The following is an 18,628-nucleotide window of genomic DNA, read 5'->3' as shown; positions in this document are numbered from 1 at the left end:
AGCGTGCCGATTTTGTGCCGACGTAGTTTGAAATAATAAAAAAAGATATGAAAGGTTGTTTTATTGAAAAGTTGATATTTAGCTGTTTTATACATGAATAGATAGAGTTTGAAAACAGTCATTTATCAAGTTCGAAATGGAAGGTTCTATTGGATAATTGAATAATTTAATGTAATAATAAAAGGGCCCTTGGAAAGGGTCCTTTTTTCATAGAAAAGCCCAATTGAAAATGACTTGTTATGGTACTAACGCTGTTCTATTTTCTTCTAATGTCTTTCTATGACTATTTCCTCTTTTATAGGCGGCCCACATTGGGTAAACATAAGGGTATAGCTTGCTGAATTAGGATAAGCTCCTGCAGTGAGCCAATTTTTAGCCGTATTATCATACATAACTTTAACAGATAGAAGGGAATCAGACTGTGGTTTACGTTTTAAGTGTTTTAATCGGTTTTTTAACAGCGTTTGTCGGGAGTATTGCTGGTTTGGGAGGAGGAATCATTCTTGTTCCAAGCCTTTTGCTGCTCAGTCACCTTTTAGATAGTTTCAGCTGGGCGGCGCCGCAAAATATTGTCGGTATTTCGTTGCTTGTAATGGTTTTTACCGGATTGTCATCCAGCATAGCATATATGAAGAAGGGGAGAGTCGATTATCGCAGTGGAAGGATTTTCTTATCCGGAGCAATTCCTGGCGGTATACTTGGCTCATGGCTTAGTCAGTTTATCTCGGAAGATGCCTTTTCGTTATACTTAGGACTACTGATGCTACTGTTATCGGCTATGTTTTTTATTAAAAAGAAAGAACCTATCTTGAAAAGTCAGCCGGTACACAGCAAAGGCGTCGACAGAACGGTTATTATCGATGGGGAAAGGTTTTCTTATACGTATTCCCTGGCTGCTGCGGTGTCTATAGCTTTCGCTGTCGGTGTTTTATCAGGGATGTTTGGCATTGGAGGCGGCTCTTTGATCGTGCCGGCAATGATTCTTTTATTCGGTTTCCCGCCGCATATAGCAACTGCGACTTCGATGTTCATGATATTATTCTTAAGCTTAATTAGTTCGTCGACTCACATTGTCCTCGGACATGTGCCTTGGCAGTATGTGTGGTTGTTTATACCAGGAGCCTGGATTGGTGGTACAATCGGTGCGAAGGTCAATCAATTGCTTAAAGGAAAAACGGTGGAATGGATACTGAGAATATTGCTGGTGGTAATCGGTTTTCGATTAATTTTACAAGGTATTGGATAGGAGATTTTAAGATGGAAGAGAAAATTTTCCTTTATTATACAAACGACTTACACAGTCACTTTGAGAACTTGCCACAAATCATTGGCCATTTCAATGAAGAAAAAGAAGTGAGAGAACGTAATGGCCAGTCATACTGGCTGATTGATATTGGCGATCATGTCGATCGCTCCCATCCCATTGCAGAAGCAATGAAGGGAAAAGCCAATGTGCAGCTATTAAACGATGCAGGTTATCATTTTGCCACTTTGGGAAATAACGAGGGTATCACGCTTGATCATGATGATTTATTTCATCTATATGATCAAGCAGACTTTGAATTATTGTGTGCGAATCTGAACAGCTTAGACGGAGTACAGCCAGATTGGTTGAAGCCTGTTTCCTATGCTACCACGGAAAACGGTGTCCGGATCGGTTTCATCGGACTGACGGCTCCCTTTAATGATTTCTATAATTTGCTCGGCTGGAGTGTCGCCAACCCTTTCTCGATTATGGAGAAATATCTTCCGGAATTGGCTGAACAGGCAGACATTATTGTGTTCCTTTCCCATCTTGGTATTACTGATGACGAGGAAATAGCTAGGCGTTACCCGCAGATTGATGTCATTATCGGAGGACATACTCATCATCTTTTTCGTGATGGCGAGTATATAGACAAAACACTTCTTACTGCAGCAGGGAAACATGGAAAGTTTGTAGGGGAAGTGATTTTGACATGGGACCAGGAACAGCGGAAACTGATTCGAAAAGAAGCCTATGCAAGCAGTACCGAAAAACTCCCAAAAGACGAGAAGACGGAGCAAAAACTGATTGCTTATCAGAATCGGGCGAATGATTTACTAGGGGAAACAGTGACGACGCTGGAAAAACCATTGGAATTCGGCTGGTTCAAAGAAACATTTATTATGAAACAGCTTGTTGAAACATTGAAGGAATGGACAGGAGCAGACTGTGCTATGCTGAATGCCGGACTGCTATTGGATAGATTTGAAAAAGGGGATGTGACATACGGCGATATTCACCGGATTTGCCCGCATCCAATCAATCCGTGTCTCGTCACACTGCAGGGAGATGAATTGCTCGAGGTCATCCGTGCTTCTTTTACCAAGCAATTTACGGAATTGAAATTGAAAGGTTTCGGTTTTCGTGGCGAAATAATCGGGCGAATGGTCTTTGCAGGTGCCTCTGTGACGACCAGTAAGCTAGCAGATGGTCAAGAACATGTCGATTATGTAGAGGTGAACGGCAGTCCTCTGGATATGGATAAACATTATAAAGTGGCAACCGCTGATACGTTTACATTTGGACGATTGCTACCTGAAATTGCAAGAGCGGAGAACAAGCAGTTTTTCATGCCGGAATTTTTACGTGACTTACTGGCCGATACATTAAGGAAAAAAGTGGCTTCCAAGTGACACGTATCCTCCCGAAATCCATATAGTATGGTGAAGGGAGTGTGGCATTTTATGATTTCTATTAAGCCTGTTTTTATTGAAGAAGTTCCTTTTACGGCGATTCGTGTGGAATTGCCGAAAACGAATCTATTGATTGTTTCGAATGATACCGGATATATTATGTGCGGCGCTCTGGACGTCGATTTGCTAAGTGAAAAGTTGGCAGACCGAAAAGTGGTAGCTGCCCGGGCAGTGGGAGTCAAGACCATTGAACAATTGCTTGACGCTCCATTGGAGAAGGTGACGAATGCATCCAGGGAAAAAGGCTGGCAGGTAGGGATGACCGGGAAGGAAGCTTTACTGAAAATTGCCGAACCGGCCGACTGAAAAAATTAGACAATTTCCTACAAATTTAGTTTGATTTCTCCTATAAATCCTCTATACTCTAAATAGAGGATTTTCTTGTTGTCTATACAAGGAGTCAGCTGTTTCATTCAAAATGGTGCGGTTAGGAGATAGATATGAGAATTGCAGCAACCAAATCAATTGAACCCGGAACGAAGCTTGCCAAAGCAATATATAACGAAAACGGACAGATATTGATTCAAGAAGATGTAAGTCTGACACAACGCATGTTGAAAAGACTGCAAAAATATAACATAACCTATGTAAATATTAAAGATTCCTTAACGGACGATATCAACATTACGACTCCGATTCCGGAAAAATTGCGGATGGAAGCTTATCAAACGATTAAGCATTCTTTCTCAGAGTTTCAAAGTCAGGACATCGGAAACAGTTCGTTTGTATTCGAGAAAACGAGTAAACAAATGGCTGATATGGTTGGAAATCTTATGGATGAGCTCCAACAGGCGGACCAAGTGGTTTCCATTTTGTCAGATGTTTTCTTGACCGATAATTATGTGTTTTCCCATTCACTCAATGTGACAATATATTCGTTGGCTTTGGCAACGGAGCTCGGCCTGCCGCGTTCGAAAATGGAAGAAATCGGACTGGGGGCAATGCTGCATGATGTGGGCAAGATGTTTATCCCACAGGAAATTCTGCAAAAGCAAGGTAGCCTTTCTGACATGGAATTTGAAATCATTAAGGGGCACACGGATATAGGGTTCGAATTCTTACGAAATAATCACAACATCCCTTTGCTTGCAGCACACTGCGCTTTTCAACATCACGAACGATTGAATGGATCTGGGTACCCCCGCGGTCTTACGGAGAAAGACATCCATCCACACGCTAAATTAATCGGTATAGCGGACGTATTCGATGCTGTTACCAGCAATAGAGTATACCGTGATGCATTGCTTCCGCATGAAGGACTGGAAGTGTTATATGCTGGTGTTGGAGATTTGTTCGATCGTGAGCTGGTAGAGGCCTTCCGTCGAACCATCGCAGTTTATCCAACTGGATTGATGGTCGAACTCAGCGATGGAAGAGCCGGTATCGTGGCAAAACAAAATCAGCAGCTATGTGAACGCCCGGTGATTCGTATCCTAGAGGAAGATGGTAACGCTGTATCGGTTCCTTACGAAATAGATCTTGCCGAACATCTGAATTTGATGGTCACCTCCTGTTTTGCGACAGACTTGGCAAAAAGTTAATACGGGAAAAATTCTAACCTCCTGCTTAAAAGCATATGTTTTTTTGAGGGGGTATTTTTATTGAAAAAAAATAGGAACTTCAAGAACCATATGACACCGCCTCCGTTTCGTCATGTATTGGTGGTAACAATCGTTTTTTTTACGATATCCTCCTTTGTCAGTATTTTGATCATCAACCGCGGACTTGAGCCTACACTGATGGATATAGCGGAAACAAGGGCCCGGCAATATGCAAGAATGGCGATTAACGAAGCAGTCAGTAAAAAAATCGCCGATGATTTGGAATACGACGAATTGATTCAGGAAAAGGTCGATAATGAAGGAAATGCAGTATCGGTAGGCTGGAATTCCGTTGTTACCAATCGAGTGGTACGGAATACGACCAATCGTGTGCAAAATTTTTTAAAACTTTTGGAAAAAGGACAGGTTCCCGATCCGGGAAGTACGCTTGATGTGGAACTGGAACCGGACGAAAAGCCTTCAATCGAGTCGGTCAAAGAGGAACCGACCTTGATACAAATCCCAGTCGGCCAGGCATTAGGAATCCCTTTATTGGCAAACCTGGGACCTGATATTCCTGTCAATATAGAAGTGATTGGTGATGTCCAATCAGAACCAGTCATGGAGCGGGAAGAACTAGGTATCAACAATGTGTACTTCGCTTTGTACGTAGAAATGGAAGTAAGTCTGCGAGTGGTTGTTCCATTTCAAACCAAAACAACACAAATTACTTCAAAGATAAAGATCGATGATCGGGTAGTCAGCTTTGATGTACCATATTATTACAATGGAAACGGTGGCGGTGAATCGCCGCAACTCTCGATTCCGATGGAACCCTTGCAATAGAAGTCTGCCGCTGGTACAATATACGAGGAATTGAATAGCGAGACCTTATCAGATCGGTGAGGTAGAGGTGCAGACAGGATCAGTATCCTTTTGGAGGATGATAACTGGGAAGATTGGTGAAAGGCCTGTTTGCCGAAGTATTAAGGGAGTGTCAGCCCCTTATTACTGGTATTATGTCGAATAGGGATAATACTGTCATGTCTGGAAAGAATAGCATGAAGGGCTACTGATCGAAATGGAGGATAACAGAGTTGCTTACAAAGCAGTGATAGGTTATTTTCTATCACTGCTTTTTTCTGTTTAAAGACACATTTCCTTGTTTGCAAAGTAATCATAATCGAAAGGTGAAGGGAAGGGGATCGGGATCAGGTAAATTCCTTTTAGGCACCCCAATTTCCAGAAGCCTTTGCTTACCGTGCATATGACCAGACAGGTTTTCCTCATTTTTTCTTCAGCATGTCGATCCATTCATTTCCATCACCAAAAAGCAATGGAGGTACAACATGGAAGGAACAATTTATTCATTAATTCCTGCCCTGCTGATGCTGGTGCTTGTATTAGCTACAAGAAAAGTACTGCTTTCATTAGGGGCAGGTGTGTTAATCGGAGCTTTCATGCTTCATGATTTTTCTTTGCCGCAAGCCGCTGGAGAGATATGGCTTGTTTTCCGAACCATTTTTTATGCGGATGGGGCAATAAATACCGGGAATTTATATTTATTAATATTCTTGCTATTGTTAGGAATAGTCACAGCCTTTTTGACCGCTTCAGGTGGAAGCAGAGCCTTCGGTGAATGGGCAATCCGGAAAATAAAAACAAGAAAAGGTGCTCAGTTGATGCCTGCTGTACTTGGGGTAATCATTTTCATCGATGATTACTTCAACAGTCTGGCCGTTGGTCAAATCGCCCGTCCATTGACAGATCGTCATCGGATTTCCCGTGCAAAGCTTGCTTATTTTATCGACTCTACTTCTGCTCCGATAACGGTAATTTCGCCGATTTCAAGTTGGGGAGCTTATATTATCGGTACATTAGGCAGTATATTGGCAGCCAATGAAATTACTCAGTATGGCCCTCTGCAAGCATTTGTCGCAATGATCCCATTGAATATGTACGCCTTTGCAGCCCTTTTGCTTGTGTTCTTGACGGCATTGTTTAAGGTAGATATCGGATTGATGAAGACCCATGAAAACCGGGCGATGGAAACCGGACAACTGACGGATCCGGATCGAGGAGAGATAGCCGGCGACTTGGAGAAAAGTTTTGTAGATAATGAAAGAGGAAAAATTCACCATCTTATCGTACCGATTCTTTTACTCGTTGTCGGTACGGTTGTATTCATGGTCGGAACCGGAGTAAATAACACGGAGGGACAAGCTGATGTGTTGGACGTTTTCGCTAATACAGATGTTAACCTTTCTCTGTTTTGGGGAGGTGTGATAGCAGCTGTAGGTGCAGCAATACTATACAGCATGCAGCACTCTCCGAAGACCAGTATGGGGATTGTTTGCTGGGAGGGTATCAAAGCGATGCTTCCAGCCATCTATATTTTAGTTTTGGCTTGGATGATCGGCTCGATTATTGATAGTCTGGCGACTGGTGAATACTTGGCGAACCTCGTTCAGCAAGCATCCTTGAATCCAGCTTTCCTGCCGTTTTTGATTTTTATTGTTGCTGGTTTCATGGCTTTGGCTACTGGGACATCGTGGGGAACGTTTGGCATCATGCTCCCGATAGCTGCAGAAATTGCAGCATTGACCGATGTCGAACTCGTTCTTCCGGCAATGGCCGCAGTTTTGGCCGGGTCTGTGTTCGGTGACCACTGTTCACCGATTTCCGACACATCGATTCTTTCTTCAACTGGTGCTGGCTCCAACCATATTGATCACGTCCTGACCCAGTTGCCCTATGCAGTTATTGCGGCCATAGCTTCGGTAATCGGCTATCTGGTTCTTGGTGTCACTGGTCAGATATGGATCGCGTTATTGCTTACCCTTGTACTTGTTTTAGTTGCAGCAATCTTTATTCACAACCAAAACAATCGAACAAGCAGTTCAAACAGGTAAATACTAAAGGATATTGAAAAAAGCATAGTGACCAAAACGAAAACCGAACGAAGATTCGCCTCCGTAAGCATGCGGACTCGTTCGGTTTTTTGTGTTTAATCCGTGCATTACCTGGCAAGTCGAAAGACGTAGAGACTTTTCTTTTACCGACTGTTGCTAGCCTCTGCTAAAGGTTTGGATGACAAAGACATTCATACGAAGCAGGACATTTAGAACGGCAACTCTAAAATTTTTGTGCAGCTGGAATACTTTTCAAGTAAAAAAGATCTAGAACCTTTCTCCTAAATCTTCCTTTGACATTCTGGTTTTGTCTAATATATAATACAAACATAAATATCTGAAAAAAATAAAAATTTAAAACATTCATTTTTTATAGATAGAGAATGTTTTAAAAAAACAGGGGAGGTTCAAACATGGAAAATCGGTCACAATGGGGAACACGGTTAGGTTTCCTGCTTGCAGCGATGGGATCGGCAATTGGATTGGGAAATATTTGGCGATTTCCTTATACAGCTTATGAAAACGGAGGGGGCGCTTTCTTCCTTCCATATTTGTTTGCATTGTTGACTGCCGGTATACCATTATTGATTTTAGAGTACACCATTGGTCATAAGTTCAGGGGTTCTGCACCACGCTCCTATAGGAAAATCAGTAAAGGGATGGAATGGATCGGCTGGTGGCAGGTAGTTGTATCATTTGTCATTTCTACTTATTATCCGGTTATTATTGCTTGGGCAATTATGTATGCTTATTTTTCTCTTGGACAACAATGGGGTGGAGATGCTACAGGATTTTTTGTGGGAGATTATCTGCAATTAGGTGATCCAGGTAGTTTTGGAGCGATGGTACCGAGCGTATTATTGCCGTTGATCGCTGTGTGGGTCGTCGCCTTCTTTTTCCTAGGGCGAGGTGTCAAAAAGGGAATAGAGGTAGCCAATAAAATTTTCATTCCGACATTGGCCGTCATTTTTTTGATTATTGTTATTAGAGCTGTCACATTAGATGGCGCGATGCAAGGGCTGGATGCTTTCTTCAAACCGAACTGGTCGGCAATAGCAGACGGTAAGGTATGGGTTGCAGCCTATGGCCAAATTTTCTTTAGTTTGTCTATCGCATTTGCAATCATGATCACATATGCTTCTTATTTACCGAAAAAGTCAGACATCACTAACAATGCATTTATTACTGGTTTTGCCAATTCTTCTTTTGAATTATTGGCTGGTATCGGAGTATTTGCCGCATTAGGCTTTATGGCTGTTCAATCCGGACAGGATGTTTCGGATGTAGCAACCGGAGGCGTTGGTCTTGCTTTTATGGTATTTCCGGAAATCATCAGCCAGATGCCGGGCGCCGGATTTTTCGGTTTCTTATTCTTCGCATCTCTTGTTCTGGCGGGTCTGTCCTCGTTGATTTCGATTTCAGAAACGTATATTGCTGGTATCCAGGAGAAATTCAACGTATCACGCGGTAAAGCCGTGTTATTCGGAGGAGGACTGGCAGCGATTCTTTCGCTTGCCTTTGCCACGCAGAACGGATTGAATTTGCTTGATACAGTCGACCACTTCATCAATAACTATGGAGTAGCCCTTGCTGGTTTGTTCGAAGTAGTGGCGATTGCCTGGTTCGCGAAATCATTGAAAAGTTTTCAAAACCACGCCAACTCGGTTTCCGATATTCCACTAGGGGCTTGGTGGAGAGTGTGTCTGGGCATCATTACACCTGCCGTTTTAGGCTGGATGATGCTGCAGAACTTGAAAACAGAAGTGACGGAAGCCTATGAAGGGTATCCGATTGATTTCTTGTTTAATTATGGATGGGTAGTAGCTATTGGTGCCATGTTTGCCGGTGCTTTGCTAAGCTTGAAGAAATGGCCCGATCAAGCAGCAGAAACCCGGGCAAACGAATCGGAAGACAAGGAGGTGGCTCAATAATGTCAGGAGGAGCTATTACTATGGCAATTATTGGCGCTGTCGTTATCTGGGGCGGATTGATATCCAGTATAATTTATGCAAGGAAAGTCGCGAAAGCAAAATAAACTTTATCAAAACCCCCTTACCAACACGGTAAGGGGGTTTTGATCTATTTGGAATGATAGGCCTCCCTGTACTTTCATTTAGGGCTTTTAATCCAATACCAGTCAACGCGATTTTTAATTGTTCGTTCGCCTTGAAGCAATTGCACAAGTCACTAAAAATCCTTCCTAATTACGGGCGTTTCGTTCCCACCTTTTCAGATGAGGGTACGGGTCGAAAGACCATTCGCTATAACCGTTATCTTTGTACATGCCATAGTGAAGGTGTGGAGGGAACTTTCCAGACGTTCCGGGAGGGCCATACCCAGTTGCCCCCACTGAGCCTATGACCGTTCCAGGTTCTACGACATCTCCGACATTTATTCCTTTTTCATATCCGTTCAGGTGGGCGAAATAGTGGTAGTGGTTATGGATGTCCCTGATGCCGATCCGCCAGCCGCCATACTTATTCCAACCTTTCATTTCTACGACCCCATAAGTGGTTGCTTTTACCGGCACTCCGTATCCTGCAAAAATGTCGGTTCCTTCATGGATTCTCCTGCCGCCGAAACCGCGCGCATCTCCCCATGTATTTCGATAGCTATAGTTTGCATGTAAGGGGAGGGGGAAATCGGTTTTGTCTAAGGCGATGGTGCCGAATTTTTCGTATATTTTCGCAATGCTCATGATCGTCTGGACGGTCAATTCCCGTTGGTAATAATTCCACAGGGCAATCTTAATATCCTCTTTATTGTTTCCATATTGATTAATCCAATGGGCCATTGAATATAAAACATCTTCATCATTGTTTTTATCGGCCAATCCATCCCCGTCTCCATCGCGACCCCAACCGTCGGAAACAGTAATCAGCTCCTCTGAAGTCAAGCCCGGATTGCTGACTCCGAACCAGAGTTCGTCGGGTATATCAATCGAAATGAGTTGTTCTGAGTTGTCTTCTTCTTTTTGAATATTATGCTCGTATTGATCAATTGCAGCAAAATAATACCAAGGGATATTTGTAATGGCTTGTGTCTTTTTGTAAAGCGCCGTTTTTGCCTGTTTTTCGTCTGGCGCGTTTTCTTCAGCTGTTGCAGAGGCAGAAAAGAACAAAAAGAATAGAGACAGTCCAGTGAAGCAAATTATTTTTGATTTCAAGGTTATTCACCCCCTGGTTTTAAGTTTTCTGGTATTAGTGTGCGCGACTAGTCTGGAAAGATAATTGGAAACTTATACATTCTCAGGAAGAACTGAAAGCAAAGGATGCTCCAAAGTCGATATTGGAACATCCCATCTTTGCTGCTGCAGTTTTATTCTGTCATGGCATCGTCATCGCGGTCTTTTACATCGGCTTCAGGCCAGCCTTCACCTTGTGGTGCTTCCTTCATGCTTTCCATGATACTGCGGAGTGTATTTTCGTAGTCGTCATCGAGCGTCGACGAATTTTTCAGGCTTTGGATCTCTTGAAAGGATACATCCTTGTCAGAGACAACGATATCATAGTATCTGGGCATTAACGACATGGCTGTTTTTTTGGCTATGGACGCTGCTTTTTCCCGTTCCATGTTTTCTGGTCTGTGATAAGCGATCAACACTTCATCATCGGTTACAAGCGTTGCCGCTTCTTCAAAACCGTCATAGCGAAGGATCATCCTGGTAATGGTATCGGCCATTTTATTTCGATCAATGCTGACCATTTGTCTACTTTCTTCATCATTGTTCAGTTCATCTTTTTTATATCGCACATAGCCTAGCTTCGAGGTGACGTCATTTTTATCTACATTGCCAGCTCCCTGATCACTGTTGGTTTCCGTACCACCCAAGGAACGGTCTACTTCTGGATCGGCCCCCCTATTTCCAGTAGCACAACCGGAAGCCATGAGGAGAATTACCAACAGCAATGGGAAGCCTTTTCGTTTATTCAACATGAGTACCCTCCTGACTTTGGATTGTTTTTTCCCCTTGGTTTAGTTTGGTGATTTTCTTTCTGTTTCATGCTGGGAAAATACGGAGACGTATTTCTGCAAGAAAAAATGTGGTACACTAGAACCAGGCATAAGGAGTGGATGTCATGATCGAAATCGAGGGCAAAAATTACGAAGTAGTAGAGAATGTGAAGGATGGCTTCCAGGAAGAAGCAGTAAAACAGCGTTTCAGTGACATTTTAAGCAAATATGATTTTATAGTCGGCGATTGGGGCTATGAACAGCTCCGGTTGAAAGGATTTTATGATAATCAGAATCCCAAAGCGGGTTTTGATTCGAAAATAAGTACGCTTGATGATTATTTATATGAGTATTGCAATTTTGGATGTGCCTATTTTGTCATGAAGCGGATTGATCAGTAACGAAAGAATAGAGCCGCAGAAAGAACTATTCCTGTTCTTCCTGCGGCTCTATGTCACCTTTATGATCATGAAGCGGATGTTTCGGTTCCACTTGTCTTGGCAAATCATCATGAAAATCTTTATCGGGGAAGTTAAACGCACTATGAAACCGCTGTTCTTCTTGCCAAGGGGTGTTTTTGTTTTCCACCGGTTCGAATTTGTTGATAGGTGAGCCATAAGCACCTTCGGGAACTTCTTCTGCTGCCAAGAAATTTCTTCTGTCCTCGACGGTAGAAACATCAGAATACTTCTGTTTTTTTCGCTGCTTTTTTTTCATCTATTATTCCTCCCTTATAGATAGTTTGGCTGAAGGGAGATGTGAATATACGAAAAGTATAACTCCAGAAACTTCCTGCTTGCCTCAATCAAGCACTTCGGTTAGAAACTGTCTCAGTTCCTCCGCTCGCACTTCTGTAAGGTGAAACTCATGCTCAAGGTGTCCTTCGTTGGCTGCATCTTCTTTATCCATTATAGTAAAGCGGTTTCCACTTAGGTCGATTACCATTGTTTTTCCCTGATATTGATCAGAATGAACAAGTGCTAGATCGAACCGCTGGTGATTTGATTTAAAGCTGATAAAACGAGTTTTTACTTCCTGGATTTCATCTTTAATAATCATTCGTTCTTCTGCCAAGGTTATTCCCTCCTAATTAAGAAAGCGTTATGTCTGTGTACATCATAGCAAAGTTCCTTTTGCTTTTAAACCACTGCCTGTATAGATATAGTTATGGTATGATAAGGACATATTAATAGTCGGGAGGGACATGGTATTGTATTTTGTAGACAGAAGTATTATTGAACGTCATTTATTATATATGGATGGCTTGATGAATGAATTTGATCAACATTCCTACGATTCTTTTTTGGAAAAGCTCAGTCTCGAAAGAATGACACACATGGTAATTGAGTCGATGCTGGATGTTGGAAACATGGTCATCGATGGCTTTATTATGCGTGACCCAGGCAGTTTTTCCGACATTATCGACATCCTCGTGGATGAAACAGTACTGCCAGCAGAGGAAGCGGACGGCTATAAGCAAGTGATCGAATTGAGAAAAATGCTGGTAAAGGATTACTTAAACATCGATCACGAAGAAATTTTGCGGGTGATGAAAACGAATTATGCTTCGATTGAGATGTTCAGTTCCAGGATCAATGATTTTCTTGATAATGAAACGGGAGTGGCTAATACATTTTCCGGTAATTAATTTATGGCTCTATCAAAATCCTTGCCAATTGGCGGGATTTTTCCATTATACCAGTAGGATGAAAGTGAACAAAAGGAAGGACGGGTGAAGCTCTACCATGAAAAACTATCAGGCTTATTTGGTTGATTTAGATGGCACCATGTACAAAGGGATGCAGTGCATTGAAGATGCTCCGGCTTTTATTGAAAAGTTAAAGAAAAAAAACCTTCCACATTTATTTTTGACGAACAATTCTTCCTTGACCCAGCAGCAGATAGCAGACAAATTGAATGGCATGGGAATAGCATCCGAAGAGAGGGAAGTTTTTACATCAAGCATGGCAACTGCTGCCTATATCCGGCAGGCGAACCCTGATGCTGCCGTTTTTGCGATTGGAGAAGAAGGATTAATGGCCGCGCTAGAACAGGAAGGACTCACTCTTTCAGATGAAAGTGCAGATTATGTGGTTATCGGCATCGACAGAGATATCAATTATGAAAAACTGGCAAAAGCGTGCTTGAATGTTCGCAATGGTGCGCAGTTCATTTCTACCAACGGAGACATAGCTATTCCGACAGAACGCGGTCTTTTACCAGGAAACGGAGCAATCACCTCCGTTGTCTCTACTAGTACTGGTAAGCTGCCACTTGTCATCGGAAAACCCGAGAGCGGAATCATGGACCAGGCATTAAAAGAGCTGGGCGTTTCTCGTGATGAGACGTTAATGGTAGGAGATAATTATGACACAGATATTTTGGCAGGGATGAATGCAGGTCTTGATACGTTGATGGTTTTCACTGGGTTGACGACCGAGGAACAGTTGAAGGAACATACGGAACAACCGACTTATACGGTGCACACATTAAAAGATTGGCTGGACAAGCTGTGAAAAAATCAAGAATAGACCAAGCGACTCCATCACCGGCCATTCTGTTGGCTTTGCTTACAAGTTGCTTATGAGATTTGGTACAAAAGATATAAAATGCTACATAGTTTGAATGTGTCTTCCTAATCTTCTACATTCGTCGAGTTGGAGTTCGGCGCTGCGGAAGTACTCTGCACTTTCCGCGGGCGGATGGTGAGTCTCCTAGAGCAATGTGCTTCGGGATCTCATCGAGTTTTTTCCTCCCGCTGGAGACTTCGGGTTTTCTTCGCTAAAAATAGTTCTTACCAAAATAGATTATTATGTAGCTTTACGCAAGATGCAGACTTAGCCGTCGTGGTCTCTGGACGTGTTTCTCCAGCTTGAGTCAACGAGCTATGTCTTCGTTGTTAAGAAATGGCCCTATTTGCTCGGCTGGCCAAGAACCTATTCTCGATTCCGCATTCGGCGTTCAGTCACAACATGCTGTCCAGGACCATTTTGCCGAAGAATTGCCAGGAAACCCCTCCGATGTCGTAAGATGACACCCCTCTTGAGAAATTACTTTTGAAGGTGCGCCGACCTTCATTCACAGCCTGCCTTTAATCTCAGCACGGACGAGATGGCAATGTCGCCGTGACAGAAAGCTGTCGTAGAAGGTTTGCTGTCGCTCTTGGATGATGATGGCTAGTACATCGACGCTTTCCGATTGCGCTACGTTCGTATGATGCTTGAATAACCATCGGTTTGAAGGGGGTGGAAAATTGAATAAAAAAACGCTACGTTCTGTAGGTATATGGGTTTTTGCTATTGGGCTTGGGGGCGGCGTTATCAATACCGTTGAATATATACCCAATACGATAAGTTGGGCCGTTATCATTGTTGGTCTCATTGTAATCATCGCTAGTAACTTTATACCAAAAGAAGAGCCAGACCGGTGAGTTAGGTCTGGCTTTTGACACAATGGGTCTAATCGATATCTTTTTCATCATTCGCGCTATGTGCCAGCCTGCTAGAAGCAGCCGCAGCAATAGCGCCTACGATATCATCCAGGAATGTATGACATTCTCCAGTGGATTTATCATTCAATTTTTTCAGAATACCCGGCTTTTGTTTGTCGATATAACCATAGTTAGTAAAACCGATGGAGCCATACACATTGACAATGGAAAAAGCGATGATTTCATCCACGCCATACAAGCTTTCGTCAATTTCGATTGTATGCTGAAGCGGTTCCTCCAATTTCTTCTGCTCGGCAAGCACATCCAGCTGTATGCCTGTCAGGATGGCATTTTGGATTTCCCGTTTGCTAAGCACGCGGTCTACATGGTGTTTACATTCCTCTAGTGTAAGATTTTCATGGTATTTATTTTGTAAGTAATAAACAAGATCGGCAATGTCATCCATGGTTACCCCACGTTCGACGAGCCACGACCTTGCCTTTTGTTCTAATTGGGATTTTTTCGTATTATTCTCCATAACAAGACACCTAACCTTAATTTATTTCTACTCCTTACTATACCCTAAGCCAGCATTGATAAATCAAAAAACAGGTTCGAATTTACTTCGAATCTTCATAAGCTGAACTAAAAGCAAAAAGGAGAGAGTGACCCATGCTGGAACTTCTATCCGAATATATCGACGGCTTTCATGGCAGCGAGGTGACAATTAATGGTATGAAAGGATACCGTCTGGAAGAGGGGTGTTTCTTTATTATACCAAAATCATTAAGTGATAAGCGATATTTCGAGCAAAAGTCAGTTGGTGAGTATTTTTTTCAAAATGGGTTTACTCATCTAGCCATCCCCATTGTGAATAAACAGGGTGAACTATTCACCGAATTTGGCGGTCAATCTTATGTTGTATTATATGCAATGCCCGCAGAGGAACGGAAATATACAGAGCACGGTGCAAATTTGGCATCGTTTCATCAAATAGGTAGAAATTATCCTTACCAGCCGTTTGAAGCTGCTGCCTATGGGCAATGGAAGGAATTATGGATCAGCAAGCTGGCATTATTCGATTCGATTTATCAACAACAGTATAACGAACGGCCTGTTTCCCGCTTTCAACGATTGTTCATCGATACATACCCTTATGTGAGCGGATGTACGGAAAATGCTCTTCAGTATTTGCAAGAGGCAGAATCAGAGCAGCGTTTTGATGAGGGGGATGGGGGAAGTTTCACTTTCCAGCGTTATTCAAATCAAGTTCAACAACAAACGATCTGGCAGGACGAAATCGTTTATGACCATGCTGCAAGAGATATTGCCGAGTACATCAGGGGGGTGTTTTTACAACCCGATTCAGCATTTTCTGAGATAGAAAAGTTTCTGTTCGAGTACCAATCGATCAAGCCGCTGTCCATTTTCAGCTGGCGATTGATTTACGCTCGCTTGTTGTTGCCAATTCATTTATTCGATTATATAGAAACAGGAATTTCGAGTTCAGACCCCGAAATTACGAACAAGGGATATGTAGAGCTGTTGGAAAATCAACCGGAATACGAGCAGAAAATGAGAACTTTTTTTGCCGACTTGGGCCTCGATCACAAAGCATTGCATATCCCAGTATTAGATTGGTAAGAAAGGATGTAAGCAATATGGTAAAACCGTATCTTTTTGTGACCCGGAAACTACCGGAAGAAATAATCAGGCCATTCCGTCGTCACTTTGATATCCAAATGTGGCCGTATGAGGAGAAACCGATCAATCGAGAGACATTGGAGAAGGAAGCAAGACGTGCTGATGCTATTCTCACCATGCTTTCTGATCAAGTCGACCGTTCACTGCTTGGGCAGGCGGAAAACTTGAAAATCATCGCAAATCTCGCTGTCGGTTACGATAATATCGATCTTTCTGCTGCCAGAGATAGAGGAATCACAGTTAGTAATACCCCGGATGTATTGACGGAAACGACTGCGGACTTAACCTTCGCATTGCTGATGGCAACGGCAAGAAGAATTGTGGAAGCAGATTCTTTCATTAAGAAGGGGCAATGGAATAATTGGGCACCTTTCTTAATGGCAGGAACAGATGTACACCATAAAACCTTGGGAATAGTCGGCATGGGAAGGATCGGAGAAGCGGTGGCCCGCAGAGCCAGAGGGTTTTCTATGGATGTTCTCTACCATAATCGTACCCGACATTTACAGGCAGAAGAATCACTCGGGGTTCAATATGCTGAGTTTGAATTTCTCTTAGAACAGGCAGATTATGTGGTGTGTTTGGCACCTTTAACAGAAGAGACCAAGCACATGTTTGGCGAGAAGGCATTTTCCAGAATGAAAAAGAGCGCGTTCTTTATCAATGCCTCACGCGGAAAAAATGTAGATGAACAAGCATTGTATCAGGCATTGATACGTGAAGAAATAGCTGGGGCTGGCCTGGATGTTTTTGAGGATGAACCGATTGATTCCAGCCATCCCTTGTTAACACTGCAACAGGTAACTTGTCTTCCGCACATTGGTTCCGCAACAATCGAAACCAGAAAGAGAATGATCGAGCTTTGTTTGGAAAATATCGCATTGGTGCTAAGTGGAAAGAAAGCGAAAACATTCGTGATCTGACCGATAAACCTTGGTTTTTAGGTCACTTCAGGAAAAGTGATTATTTTCGCAACATTCAAAAACCTCCTTGCTAAACGGGGGACAGACAGGTATAATGTCCTCTATAGATAAACAAATGTATATTTATAACATACACGAGGAGGCGGACAAATGAAGGGAAAAATCAGTATTGGTCTTTGCGGCCTCGGCACAGTCGGCACAGGGGTTATCAAAATTCTGCAGAACCATCAGGAAGAAATAAAGTATAAGCTCGGTTGTGAACTGGAAGTTAAGAAAATTCTCGTACATACACTTGAAAAGGCAAGAGATATCGAAGTGAATGCGGGTGTTTTGACGACAGAACCGGATGATTTGGTTCGTGACCAGGAAATCGATATTATCATTGAGGTCATGGGTGGAATTGATTCTACTTACGAACTGCTTGAAAAGGCATTGCAACATAAAAAGCATATTATTACAGCCAATAAAGACTTAATGGCTGTTTATGGCCAAAAACTCCACAAAATAGCAAAAACAAATGATTGTGATATTTTCTATGAGGCAAGCGTAGCAGGAGGCATTCCGATTCTTCGTTCGTTGACAGATGGACTCGCTTCTGATCGAATTCAAAAAATGATGGGAATCGTCAATGGCACTACCAACTATATTTTAACCAAGATGACCGACGAACAGCGGACATTTACCGATGTCCTCCAGGAAGCGCAGGAGCTTGGATATGCAGAATCAGATCCTGCAGCCGATGTAGGAGGACTTGATGCCGCACGTAAAATGGCACTATTGGCGAATTTAGCCTTCAAGATGGACATTCATTTAGAGGATGTTGCTGTAGCTGGAATTACGTCGATTTCCCAAGAAGATATCGTGTTTGCGAAGCGGCTGGGCTATGTTGTGAAGCTAATCGGAATTGCTTCTATGGAGGAAGGCAAAGTAGAAGTAAGTGTCGAACCAACATTGTTACCGCAGGACCACCCGTTGGCACTCGTGAAAAATGAATACAACGCCGTGTATGTGCATGGGGAAGCAGTCGGGGAAACCATGTTTTATGGTCCGGGGGCGGGCAGTATGCCGACTGCTACATCCGTGGTTTCCGATTTAATGGAGGCTGTAAAAAATATTCGGCTTGGGATTAGTGGCAATTCCTACATTACCCCTCAATTCAAAACGAAGTTGAAGAACGATTCCGAAAAACATTCCCGCTATTTTGTGAGGCTGGAGGCAGATGATCAGGCAGGGACTTTCCAGGCATTGACCAATGTATTTACCGATCAGAATATTAGTTTTGCCAAAATACTACAGCTTCCCGGAAGTGCGGATAGCACGGCAGAAATTGTGATGGTCACCCATCATACAAGCAAGCAGCAGTTGACGAACAGTGTAGACAGCTTGAATAGTCTGGAAGTTGTCAAACGGATTATTAGTTATTATCGAGTAGATGGGGAGGAATGA

20 protein-coding genes and 1 riboswitch are annotated in these 18,628 nt (G+C 42.8%); of the genes, 15 read left to right on the top strand and 5 right to left on the bottom strand.

What is annotated here, in order from left to right:
• Positions 1-421 precede the first annotated feature (421 nt).
• The 8 genes from BLR82_RS07355 (at position 422) to BLR82_RS20775 (ending at position 9,206) form a co-directional block, all read left to right on the top strand.
• Entirely contained in the window at positions 422-1,246 is an 825-nt protein-coding gene (locus tag BLR82_RS07355) for a sulfite exporter TauE/SafE family protein (protein WP_074598387.1), read from the top strand.
• Positions 1,247-1,257: 11 nt separating this feature from the next.
• The gene (locus tag BLR82_RS07350; RefSeq protein WP_074598386.1) at positions 1,258-2,658 is read left to right on the top strand and encodes a bifunctional metallophosphatase/5'-nucleotidase; all 1,401 of its coding nucleotides are present in this window, start codon (positions 1,258-1,260) and stop codon (positions 2,656-2,658) included.
• 51 nt (positions 2,659-2,709) lie between these two features.
• Positions 2,710-3,024 carry a YunC family protein gene (locus tag BLR82_RS07345; RefSeq protein WP_074598385.1) on the top strand — a complete coding sequence of 105 codons (315 nt, stop codon included), beginning with the start codon at positions 2,710-2,712 and terminating at the stop codon, positions 3,022-3,024.
• A gap of 134 nt (positions 3,025-3,158) precedes the next feature.
• Positions 3,159-4,259: an HD-GYP domain-containing protein gene (locus BLR82_RS07340; protein WP_074598384.1), complete on the top strand. Its 1,101-nt coding sequence runs from the start codon at positions 3,159-3,161 to the stop codon at positions 4,257-4,259.
• A gap of 60 nt (positions 4,260-4,319) precedes the next feature.
• Positions 4,320-5,105 carry a sporulation protein YunB gene (yunB, locus tag BLR82_RS07335; protein ID WP_083334762.1) on the top strand — a complete coding sequence of 262 codons (786 nt, stop codon included), beginning with the start codon at positions 4,320-4,322 and terminating at the stop codon, positions 5,103-5,105.
• A 54-nt stretch (positions 5,106-5,159) separates the two neighbouring features.
• Positions 5,160-5,339: riboswitch (Lysine riboswitch) on the top strand.
• A gap of 269 nt (positions 5,340-5,608) precedes the next feature.
• A complete protein-coding gene (locus BLR82_RS07330) occupies positions 5,609-7,171 on the top strand; it encodes a Na+/H+ antiporter NhaC family protein (protein ID WP_074598383.1) in 1,563 nt (520 codons plus the stop codon).
• A 413-nt stretch (positions 7,172-7,584) separates the two neighbouring features.
• Positions 7,585-9,102: a sodium-dependent transporter gene (locus BLR82_RS07325; RefSeq protein WP_074598382.1), complete on the top strand. Its 1,518-nt coding sequence runs from the start codon at positions 7,585-7,587 to the stop codon at positions 9,100-9,102.
• Positions 9,102-9,206: a MetS family NSS transporter small subunit gene (locus BLR82_RS20775; RefSeq protein ID WP_139186916.1), complete on the top strand. Its 105-nt coding sequence runs from the start codon at positions 9,102-9,104 to the stop codon at positions 9,204-9,206. The genes BLR82_RS07325 and BLR82_RS20775 overlap by 1 nt, the downstream gene beginning before the upstream one ends.
• Positions 9,207-9,371: 165 nt before the next feature.
• Here BLR82_RS20775 and BLR82_RS07320 read toward each other — a convergent pair whose 3' ends face one another.
• On the bottom strand, positions 9,372-10,337 hold the full coding sequence (locus BLR82_RS07320; RefSeq protein WP_074598381.1) for a M23 family metallopeptidase: 966 nt from the start codon (positions 10,335-10,337) through the stop codon (positions 9,372-9,374).
• A 152-nt stretch (positions 10,338-10,489) separates the two neighbouring features.
• Positions 10,490-11,107 carry a YhcN/YlaJ family sporulation lipoprotein gene (locus BLR82_RS07315; protein WP_074598380.1) on the bottom strand — a complete coding sequence of 206 codons (618 nt, stop codon included), beginning with the start codon at positions 11,105-11,107 and terminating at the stop codon, positions 10,490-10,492.
• Between the two features lie 143 nt (positions 11,108-11,250).
• Between BLR82_RS07315 and BLR82_RS07310 the strand changes: the two genes are divergently transcribed.
• Complete coding sequence (locus BLR82_RS07310) at positions 11,251-11,526, top strand: YutD family protein (protein ID WP_074598379.1); 276 nt, start codon at positions 11,251-11,253, stop codon at positions 11,524-11,526.
• 25 nt (positions 11,527-11,551) lie between these two features.
• Here BLR82_RS07310 and BLR82_RS07305 read toward each other — a convergent pair whose 3' ends face one another.
• Together BLR82_RS07305 and BLR82_RS07300 are read right to left on the bottom strand one after the other, a co-directional pair.
• Positions 11,552-11,842 carry a hypothetical protein gene (locus BLR82_RS07305; RefSeq protein ID WP_074598378.1) on the bottom strand — a complete coding sequence of 97 codons (291 nt, stop codon included), beginning with the start codon at positions 11,840-11,842 and terminating at the stop codon, positions 11,552-11,554.
• 84 nt (positions 11,843-11,926) lie between these two features.
• Entirely contained in the window at positions 11,927-12,199 is a 273-nt protein-coding gene (locus BLR82_RS07300) for a DUF3055 domain-containing protein (RefSeq protein WP_245693700.1), read from the bottom strand.
• Between the two features lie 136 nt (positions 12,200-12,335).
• Between BLR82_RS07300 and BLR82_RS07295 the strand changes: the two genes are divergently transcribed.
• The 3 genes from BLR82_RS07295 (at position 12,336) to BLR82_RS20995 (ending at position 14,555) form a co-directional block, all read left to right on the top strand.
• Positions 12,336-12,773, top strand: coding sequence for a DUF86 domain-containing protein (locus BLR82_RS07295; RefSeq protein WP_074598377.1), 438 nt, complete (start codon positions 12,336-12,338; stop codon positions 12,771-12,773).
• A gap of 97 nt (positions 12,774-12,870) precedes the next feature.
• On the top strand, positions 12,871-13,641 hold the full coding sequence (locus tag BLR82_RS07290; protein WP_074598376.1) for a TIGR01457 family HAD-type hydrolase: 771 nt from the start codon (positions 12,871-12,873) through the stop codon (positions 13,639-13,641).
• 737 nt (positions 13,642-14,378) lie between these two features.
• Positions 14,379-14,555: a hypothetical protein gene (locus BLR82_RS20995; RefSeq protein WP_175486773.1), complete on the top strand. Its 177-nt coding sequence runs from the start codon at positions 14,379-14,381 to the stop codon at positions 14,553-14,555.
• 28 nt (positions 14,556-14,583) lie between these two features.
• On the opposite strand, the gene BLR82_RS07285 is transcribed toward BLR82_RS20995, so the two are convergent.
• The gene (locus BLR82_RS07285) at positions 14,584-15,093 is read right to left on the bottom strand and encodes a phosphatidylglycerophosphatase A family protein (protein WP_074598375.1); all 510 of its coding nucleotides are present in this window, start codon (positions 15,091-15,093) and stop codon (positions 14,584-14,586) included.
• 134 nt (positions 15,094-15,227) lie between these two features.
• On the opposite strand from BLR82_RS07285, the gene BLR82_RS07280 reads away from it, so the two are divergent.
• The 3 genes from BLR82_RS07280 to BLR82_RS07270 all read left to right on the top strand — a co-directional run bounded on the left by BLR82_RS07280 (position 15,228) and on the right by BLR82_RS07270 (position 18,628).
• Positions 15,228-16,199, top strand: a complete 972-nt coding sequence (locus BLR82_RS07280) for a protein kinase family protein (RefSeq protein ID WP_074598374.1) — start codon at positions 15,228-15,230, stop codon at positions 16,197-16,199.
• A gap of 17 nt (positions 16,200-16,216) precedes the next feature.
• Entirely contained in the window at positions 16,217-17,182 is a 966-nt protein-coding gene (locus BLR82_RS07275; protein WP_074598373.1) for a 2-hydroxyacid dehydrogenase, read from the top strand.
• Between the two features lie 150 nt (positions 17,183-17,332).
• The gene (locus BLR82_RS07270) at positions 17,333-18,628 is read left to right on the top strand and encodes a homoserine dehydrogenase (protein ID WP_074598372.1); all 1,296 of its coding nucleotides are present in this window, start codon (positions 17,333-17,335) and stop codon (positions 18,626-18,628) included.

Source organism: Sediminibacillus halophilus, from assembly GCF_900103695.1.
GTDB classification, from domain to species: domain Bacteria; phylum Bacillota; class Bacilli; order Bacillales; family Amphibacillaceae; genus Sediminibacillus; species Sediminibacillus halophilus.
This window is presented reverse-complemented; position numbering and strand designations above follow the sequence as displayed.

Coding starts and splice junctions, on each gene's coding strand:
- BLR82_RS07350 (WP_074598386.1), top strand. CDS start 1,258: ATGGAAGAGAAAATTTTCCTTTATTATACAAACGACTTACACAGTCAC.
- BLR82_RS07345 (WP_074598385.1), top strand. CDS start 2,710: ATGATTTCTATTAAGCCTGTTTTTATTGAAGAAGTTCCTTTTACGGCG.
- BLR82_RS07340 (WP_074598384.1), top strand. CDS start 3,159: ATGAGAATTGCAGCAACCAAATCAATTGAACCCGGAACGAAGCTTGCC.
- BLR82_RS07330 (WP_074598383.1), top strand. CDS start 5,609: ATGGAAGGAACAATTTATTCATTAATTCCTGCCCTGCTGATGCTGGTG.
- BLR82_RS07325 (WP_074598382.1), top strand. CDS start 7,585: ATGGAAAATCGGTCACAATGGGGAACACGGTTAGGTTTCCTGCTTGCA.
- BLR82_RS20775 (WP_139186916.1), top strand. CDS start 9,102: ATGTCAGGAGGAGCTATTACTATGGCAATTATTGGCGCTGTCGTTATC.
- BLR82_RS07315 (WP_074598380.1), bottom strand. CDS start 11,107: ATGTTGAATAAACGAAAAGGCTTCCCATTGCTGTTGGTAATTCTCCTC.
- BLR82_RS07310 (WP_074598379.1), top strand. CDS start 11,251: ATGATCGAAATCGAGGGCAAAAATTACGAAGTAGTAGAGAATGTGAAG.
- BLR82_RS07305 (WP_074598378.1), bottom strand. CDS start 11,842: ATGAAAAAAAAGCAGCGAAAAAAACAGAAGTATTCTGATGTTTCTACC.
- BLR82_RS07290 (WP_074598376.1), top strand. CDS start 12,871: ATGAAAAACTATCAGGCTTATTTGGTTGATTTAGATGGCACCATGTAC.
- BLR82_RS07285 (WP_074598375.1), bottom strand. CDS start 15,093: ATGGAGAATAATACGAAAAAATCCCAATTAGAACAAAAGGCAAGGTCG.
- BLR82_RS07280 (WP_074598374.1), top strand. CDS start 15,228: ATGCTGGAACTTCTATCCGAATATATCGACGGCTTTCATGGCAGCGAG.
- BLR82_RS07275 (WP_074598373.1), top strand. CDS start 16,217: ATGGTAAAACCGTATCTTTTTGTGACCCGGAAACTACCGGAAGAAATA.
- BLR82_RS07270 (WP_074598372.1), top strand. CDS start 17,333: ATGAAGGGAAAAATCAGTATTGGTCTTTGCGGCCTCGGCACAGTCGGC.